Genomic DNA, 7,266 nt, shown 5'->3' with positions numbered 1-7,266 from the left:
TGTAATGAATATTGGTCGCAATGCTCTCTATTTTGAAGATTATATACTTTCTATACAGTACTTTAATCAAGTCATAAAAGTAAAGCCTTACATGGCAGAACCTTATTTTTATAGAGCTGCCGCCAAGTTAAGTCTGGAAGATTTCAGAGGTGCAGAGGAGGATTGTAATTTATGCCTCGAACGTAACCCTTTTATAACGGGAGCTTATCAGGTTCGAGGAATTGCCCGTCAAAATTTAGGAGATTATCAAGGAGCGATTGATGATTACAATGAGGGACTGAAATATGCTCCTGAAGACCGAACCTTTTTGGGAAATAAAGCAATAGCAGAAGTCCAGCTCAAAAAATATGATGATGCGGAAAAAAGTTTTGATAAACTTATCAAAACTCATCCGTCTTATTACAACGGCTATTTAAGTCGTAGCCAGTTTTGGTTAGAAAAAAAAGATACTTTGAAGGCAATCGAAGATATAGACAAAGCTATATCTTTAGACAAGCATCTTTCGTATGCATACGCACAACGGGCTATTATTAAATTTCAATATACAAAAGATTATCAAGATGCTTTGGCAGATATGAATGAAGCTTTACGGCTTGATCCGAATATGTCTTCTTATTATATTAATCGGGCATTGATAAAATATCATTTGGATGATTTGAGAGGTACAATGGCCGATTATGACAGAGTTGTGGAGATAGATCCTAATAATCTGATGGCTCATTACAATCGAGGTCTGTTAAGAGCCCAGGTCGGAGAAAAAAATAAAGCAATAGAAGATTTTTCCTTTGTATTGAAATATGAACCGGATAATTATTTTGCTTACTATAATCGGGCTGTATTATACGATGAATTGGGAAACTATAGAGCTGCAGTCAAAGATTACAATAAAGTATTGGATCAATATCCCGATTTTTATTCTGGATATTATGCCCGTTCTGAAGCAAAAAGGAAATCGGGGGATATTTCCGGCGGAAAATCAGATTATCAGAAAGCTATGAAACTTTATGAGCAACAGAAGAATACAAATAAGAATTATGAGGAAGTAGCAGATAATATTGATGAATCTGAAAATGACACTTCAGAGAAAGATGCTGATAAGGTAAGAAAAGAGTCCGACAAAAATATAAATAAATTTGATCGATTATTGGTTGCGGACAATACCGATATGAAGAGTAAATATACTAATGAAATAAGAGGTAGAGTGCAAGATAAGAATTTCAATGTAGAAATAGCTCCGGCATTTGTTCTTACATATTATGAAAAACCGGATCAGGTAAAACAGACAATTTCTTTTGTCCCCGAGGTTGAAAATCTGAATAGAGCCGGGATATTGCCTTATCGGGTGTTATTGACAAATGCTGAGATGGCATTGGACTCTGCAAAAATTAATAAACATTTTGTCTCGGTCAATGATTATTCTAAATTGATAGAAATAAATCCGAATAATGCAGTCCCATATTTTGGACGAGCTCTCGATTTTATGTTGATACAAGATTTTGCAAGTTCTTTAGATGATCTGAATCGGGTGATACAGTTAAGCGATAATTTTGTTTTGGCTTATTTTATGCGAGCTGTCGTCCGGTTTAAGCAAATTGAATATCGAGCTTTTACCCAAGATTTCGATACTCAAAATAGCAAATCTGTTACAGAAGCGTTTAGTTTACCAAAGAACTCGGCATCATCGATATTATTACCCAATTCATCGTCAAATAAAAAAGAATCGGTCGGAATGGATTATGAGATGGTTCTTCGAGATTACGATAAAGTTATAGAAATGTCGCCGCAATTCGTTTACGCTTATTATAATCGAGCTAATGTAAGATGTGCACAAAGAGATTTTCGGGCAGCTTTAGCAGATTATAATGAAGCAATTCGCTTACGTCCGGATTTTTCAGATGCGTATTTTAATAGAGGATTAGTGTATGTCTTTTTAGGAGAGACTCAGAAAGGTATTGCCGATTTAAGTAAAGCCGGAGAATTAGGAATCGTTTCTGCCTATAATGTTATTAAAAGGCTGGGAGATTAAATTTTTGCCATGGTTTTGGGCAATGTAATAAAACGCCATTAAGACAAGACCTAATAATCATTTCAAAGGTATATTTATTGACGTTTAGATAGGGTATAAGAATTTGTTTAAACTTTACACTGACATTTTTTGAGGACTGTTTTTGAGAAAGGATGAGAAACGTCGGACTACATGACGTGTAGAAACAGTAATATAGATCGGGAGCAGAGTAAAAGTCTGGATATACACCTTATTATCGGAAAATTTAGATAGGCTCTTAAAGGATCTGAGAATCGTCTTATTGGATAGTAAAAAAATATTGCCATAAAATTTAAACAGGGTCTAAAAAATTATTACTTTTGTGCTCTTGATAAAATATCTCTTTTTATAGAGACTTAGAAAATAAGAATTATAAAAACAATTGTTACATTTTGCGTGTTGTATTAATGCTATGCGCAACAAGAAAACAAAGATTATGATAAAAATAACTTTTCCCGATCAATCGGTTAAAGAATTCGCTAAGGGAACTACACCGTTGCAGATAGCCGAAAGTATCAGTCCTCGTTTAGCTCAGGATGTTCTTGCAGCTTCGATAAACGGGCAAGAATGGGATCTTTCTCGTCCTATAAATGAAGATGCCGCCATAAAATTATTTAAATGGGATGATCCTGAAGGAAAACATGCATTCTGGCATTCATCAGCCCATTTGTTGGCTGAAGCATTACAAGAACTTTATCCCGGAATAAAGTTCGGAATCGGTCCGGCAATAGAGAACGGATTTTATTATGATGTGGATCCAGGTGATACACCTATTAAAGAAGGCGATTTTGCAGCTATCGAAACTAAAATGGCTGAACTTGCTTCTAAAAAAGAAGCGATTGTACGGCATGATATATCGAAAGCTGATGCTTTGAAAATGTTCGGGGACCGTAATGAAGAATATAAAGTGGAGTTGATTTCCGAATTGGAAGACGGAACGATCTCAACATATACACAAGGGAACTTTACCGATCTTTGTCGAGGTCCGCATTTGCCTAATACAGCTCCGATTAAAGCAGTGAAAATAACATCTCTTGCTGGAGCATATTGGCGAGGCGATGAGAAACGTCATCAGTTGACACGTATCTATGGCATTTCTTTCCCGAAAAAGAAAATGTTGGACGAATATTTAGCTTTGATGGAAGAAGCTAAAAAACGGGATCATCGAAAAATCGGAAAGGAATTAGAATTGTTTACGTTCTCACCAGCTGTAGGGCAGGGGTTACCTTTATGGCTTCCGAAGGGAGCTCTTTTGCGTGATCGGCTTGAAAATTTTTTACGTCGTATTCAGAAACGATTCGGGTATCAACAGGTCATAACTCCCCATATCGGAAATAAATTATTGTATGTGACGTCTGGACATTATGCCAAATATGGTAAAGATTCTTTCCAGCCTATTCATACACCTGAAGAAGGTGAAGAATTTTTGTTGAAACCCATGAATTGTCCTCATCATTGTGAGATATATAAAGCATTTCCTCGTTCATATAAAGAATTGCCCTTGCGATTTGCAGAATTCGGAACAGTATATCGTTATGAACAAAGCGGAGAATTGCATGGATTGACAAGGGTTCGGGGATTTACTCAGGATGATGCTCATATTTTTTGTCGTCCCGATCAGTTGAAGGAAGAATTCTTAAAAGTAATGGATATTATATTTATTATATTCAAAGCTCTTGATTTTAAGAATTTTGAAGCTCAAATTTCTTTGCGTGATCCGAATAATCGGGAAAAATATATCGGTTCTGACGAAAATTGGGAAAAAGCAGAACGTGCTATAGTTGAGGCTTGTGAAGAAAAGGGCTTAAATGCCAGAGTCGAATTGGGAGAAGCTGCTTTTTATGGACCGAAACTCGACTTTATGGTAAAAGATGCTATCGGACGTCGTTGGCAGTTAGGAACTATTCAGGTCGATTATAATTTACCGGAACGGTTCGAGCTTGAATATACAGGAAGCGATAATCAAAAACATCGTCCTGTTATGATACATCGAGCACCATTCGGCTCAATGGAACGTTTTGTTGCGGTTCTTATCGAACATACTGCCGGAAAATTCCCTTTATGGTTGACTCCGGAACAGGTCGTTGTTATGCCTATCAGTGAGAAATATAATGACTATGCACATGAAGTTGCTGCACAACTCGAAATGCAGGATATACGTACCACTGTAGATGACCGTAATGAAAAAATCGGGCGGAAAATACGCGATAATGAGCTCAAAAGAATTCCGTATTTGCTTATTGTCGGAGAAAAAGAAGAACAAAATAAAGAAGTTTCTGTAAGAAAACAGGGTGAAGGTGATAAAGGTTCGATGAAAATTACTACCTTTGCCGAACTTCTGACTGAAGAAGTTGAAAGAATGATAACCCAATGGTAATTGAATGGAGAAAAAAAACAATTTAGGAGTTAATAAAAATTATCCTTCAAAGAAAAATGAAGGAATGAAAGAGTTGTACCGTACCAATGAAAAAATTAGGGTAAAAGAAGTTAGATTGGTAGGAGAAAATGTCGAACAGGGAGTTTATTCTATTCAAGACGCTTTGCGTATTGCAGAAGAGCAAGAACTCGATCTTGTAGAAATTTCTCCAAATGCGGTTCCTCCTGTTTGTCGTATTACGGATTATCAGAAATTCCTTTATCAGCAGAAAAAACGTTTAAAAGAACAGAAAGCTAAATCGACTAAAGTAGTCGTAAAGGAGATTCGTTTCGGACCTCAGACCGATGATCATGATTATAATTTTAAATTAAAACATGCCAAAGGTTTCCTTGAAGAAGGTGCGAAAGTTAAGGCTTATGTTTTCTTTAAAGGGCGTTCTATATTGTTCAAAGAACAAGGAGAAGTGCTTTTACTTCGTTTTGCCAATGATCTGGAAGATTATGGCAGAGTAGAGCAGTTGCCCGTTTTGGAAGGTAAGCGTATGATTATAATGATTACTCCTAAGAAAAAGTAGAGAATTGAGGAGACTCAATATTATATGTTTTAGTAATACATAAATTAAAATTTAGTAAGATGCCAAAGATGAAAACTAACTCCGGTGCCAAAAAAAGGTTCGTCCTTACCGGATCAGGAAAAATCAAAAGAAAACACGCTTTCAAAAGTCATATTCTGACGAAAAAGACTAAAAAGCAAAAAAGAAATCTTACTCATTTCACTCTTGTATCTTCTGCAGATATCAATAATGTGAAAGAGTTATTGTGCTTGAAATAAGCCTTTGATTTTTTATTTAAAGCAAAAAGCGAGTTTAAAATTTTATTAACCGAATGTCATAGCTCGAAGATCATCCCGTGAGGAGGTGACGCTAACATTCAAAACAAGTAAAAACTATGCCAAGATCAGTAAATCACGTTGCTTCAAGAGCAAGAAGAAAGAAAATTTTAAAATTAACCAAAGGTTACTATGGTTCTAGAAAAAATGTTTGGACCGTAGCTAAAAATACATGGGAGAAAGGTTTAACCTATGCTTACCGTGACCGTAAAGCTAAAAAACGCGAGTTCAGAGCATTGTGGATTCAGCGTATTAATGCGGCAGCTCGTTTGGAAGGTATGTCATATTCCAAATTGATGGGGGCTTTGCATAAAGCTGGTATTGAAATCAACCGCAAAGTTCTTGCAGATTTGGCAATGAACAATAATGATGCTTTTAAGGCTATTGTAGAGCAGGCAAAAAAAGCTTAACTCATTTGTTATTATATAAATAAGGTTTCTTATACAAGAAGCCTTATTTTTTTGTCCTAAAAATTTGATTATTGTACTACTTTTACTATATTTGTAATACAGAAAGCGAGTAAGACATAAGGTTGCATCCTAGTAGATTGGGAAACTCATCAAATCTTATGAAATACCGAGAACAAAGCTTTCTCTTCTAATGGCGGGCCACGCCGAGAGGTATGCATTATGCACGGTGGATTACAAAGGAAGGGGGCACTCAAATCCTGTTATTCGGAGTTTCATCGCATCCTATGATGCAACCTTTCTTTATAAAAGGCAGACTATTTAATGGTTTGCCTTTATTTTTATATATTTTCTACTGGAAAAACTGCTTTAGATGTTTTGAAAGTTTTTTTAAAGGTGTTTTTCAGTTCTGATAAAGAACATCGTAGGGAAAAGAAAGTTTTACCCTAATTATGATCAGCAATTATGCGGAACATTTGCTGATTCCGATTAAAAAGATACTACTCAGGAACAATGCCAAATTTATAAAATTGATAATATGTGTACTTATTGGCTGGAGCTGGATGAAAATCTCTCATTTGATGTTTCTTTGAAAAAGATAAGTACGATTTCAATCTTTGAAGTATTACTCAAAGGGAAACTTATTTAGTAGTTTATAAATTGATTTCAATAAGATATTCGATATGATATAGAATAATGAAATAGGATTTAGTTTTGTTATTTTATTCTTTTTTTATAAAATTACTGTTGTGAATAATAAACATATTTACAAACCAAAAGATTAATTTTATGAAGAAGCTATTTTTACTACTCTTTGTTTCTATGGGGTATTTCTTTTCTTCCTATGGTCAAGAAAAATTGACATTTAGTAAGGTTATAGAGGTTAAAGATGTAGATAAGACAAGTATTTATATTTCTTTACGAGATTGGATATCAACTTACTATAGAGATACTCAAGAGGTTTTGCAAATGGATGACAAAGACGCTGGTATTATTATAGGTAAAGCAATTTTTTTGTATTCAATGAATAAACTGGCTTATGCTGCCTATGAGGGAAAGATATGGTATTCTATTAAATTGCAAGTTAAGGATGGTCGGTTTAAAGTTGAAATGTTAAATTTTATTCATGAAAATAAAAAAGGTAATGCTCCAACTTGCAACTTAGGACTAATTACCATTGCGGAAAATTATACAGATAAGGGGGCGCAAAAGTTTTTTCATAATAAGGTTTGGAAAGATATTAAAGTAAAAAGTGAACGGGAATCAAATAGTATATTTTCAGATTTAGAGAAATTGGCAGCATCAATACAAACGGTTAAGGAAGACTCTGATGATTGGTAATTGATATTTTTTATTTGCTTGATATGCTAAATTATTGGCTGCGTTGTTAAAATTACCTTTTAACTCTCCAAATCATACTGAAATAAATAAAAAAGAGGAAGCTAATTTACTTAACTTCCTCTTTTTTGTGTCGGGGTACCAGGATTCGAACCTGGGACCCCCTGCTCCCAAAGCAGGTGCGCTAACCGGACTGCGCTACACCCCGAATC

The 7,266-nt window shown here is 35.1% G+C and carries 6 protein-coding genes and 1 tRNA gene; 6 read left to right on the top strand and 1 reads right to left on the bottom strand.

Annotated features, from left to right (window positions below; genetic code table 11):
- The 6 genes from AC1WHX_RS09175 to AC1WHX_RS09150 all read left to right on the top strand — a co-directional run.
- Positions 1 to 2,026: tetratricopeptide repeat protein (locus AC1WHX_RS09175; RefSeq protein ID WP_481229207.1), on the top strand; the 2,026-nt coding region annotated here is incomplete at its 5' end.
- A 454-nt stretch (positions 2,027 to 2,480) separates the two neighbouring features.
- Positions 2,481 to 4,421: a threonine--tRNA ligase gene (gene thrS / locus AC1WHX_RS09170; protein ID WP_031258617.1), complete on the top strand. Its 1,941-nt coding sequence runs from the start codon at positions 2,481 to 2,483 to the stop codon at positions 4,419 to 4,421.
- Between the two features lie 64 nt (positions 4,422 to 4,485).
- Positions 4,486 to 4,995: a translation initiation factor IF-3 gene (gene infC / locus AC1WHX_RS09165; protein WP_044261685.1), complete on the top strand. Its 510-nt coding sequence runs from the start codon at positions 4,486 to 4,488 to the stop codon at positions 4,993 to 4,995.
- A 59-nt stretch (positions 4,996 to 5,054) separates the two neighbouring features.
- Positions 5,055 to 5,252, top strand: a complete 198-nt coding sequence (gene rpmI / locus AC1WHX_RS09160) for a 50S ribosomal protein L35 (protein ID WP_009317128.1) — start codon at positions 5,055 to 5,057, stop codon at positions 5,250 to 5,252.
- Positions 5,253 to 5,368: 116 nt separating this feature from the next.
- On the top strand, positions 5,369 to 5,719 hold the full coding sequence (rplT, locus tag AC1WHX_RS09155) for a 50S ribosomal protein L20 (RefSeq protein ID WP_022389765.1): 351 nt from the start codon (positions 5,369 to 5,371) through the stop codon (positions 5,717 to 5,719).
- A 786-nt stretch (positions 5,720 to 6,505) separates the two neighbouring features.
- Entirely contained in the window at positions 6,506 to 7,057 is a 552-nt protein-coding gene (locus tag AC1WHX_RS09150; RefSeq protein WP_122338052.1) for a DUF4468 domain-containing protein, read from the top strand.
- A 130-nt stretch (positions 7,058 to 7,187) separates the two neighbouring features.
- Here AC1WHX_RS09150 and AC1WHX_RS09145 read toward each other — a convergent pair.
- Positions 7,188 to 7,262: transfer RNA gene (locus AC1WHX_RS09145), tRNA-Pro, on the bottom strand.
- Positions 7,263 to 7,266: the final 4 nt, after the last annotated feature.

Source organism: Coprobacter sp., assembly GCF_982436375.1.
Note: the sequence above shows the minus strand (reverse complement) of the source record. Positions and strands in the feature narration are given on the sequence as shown.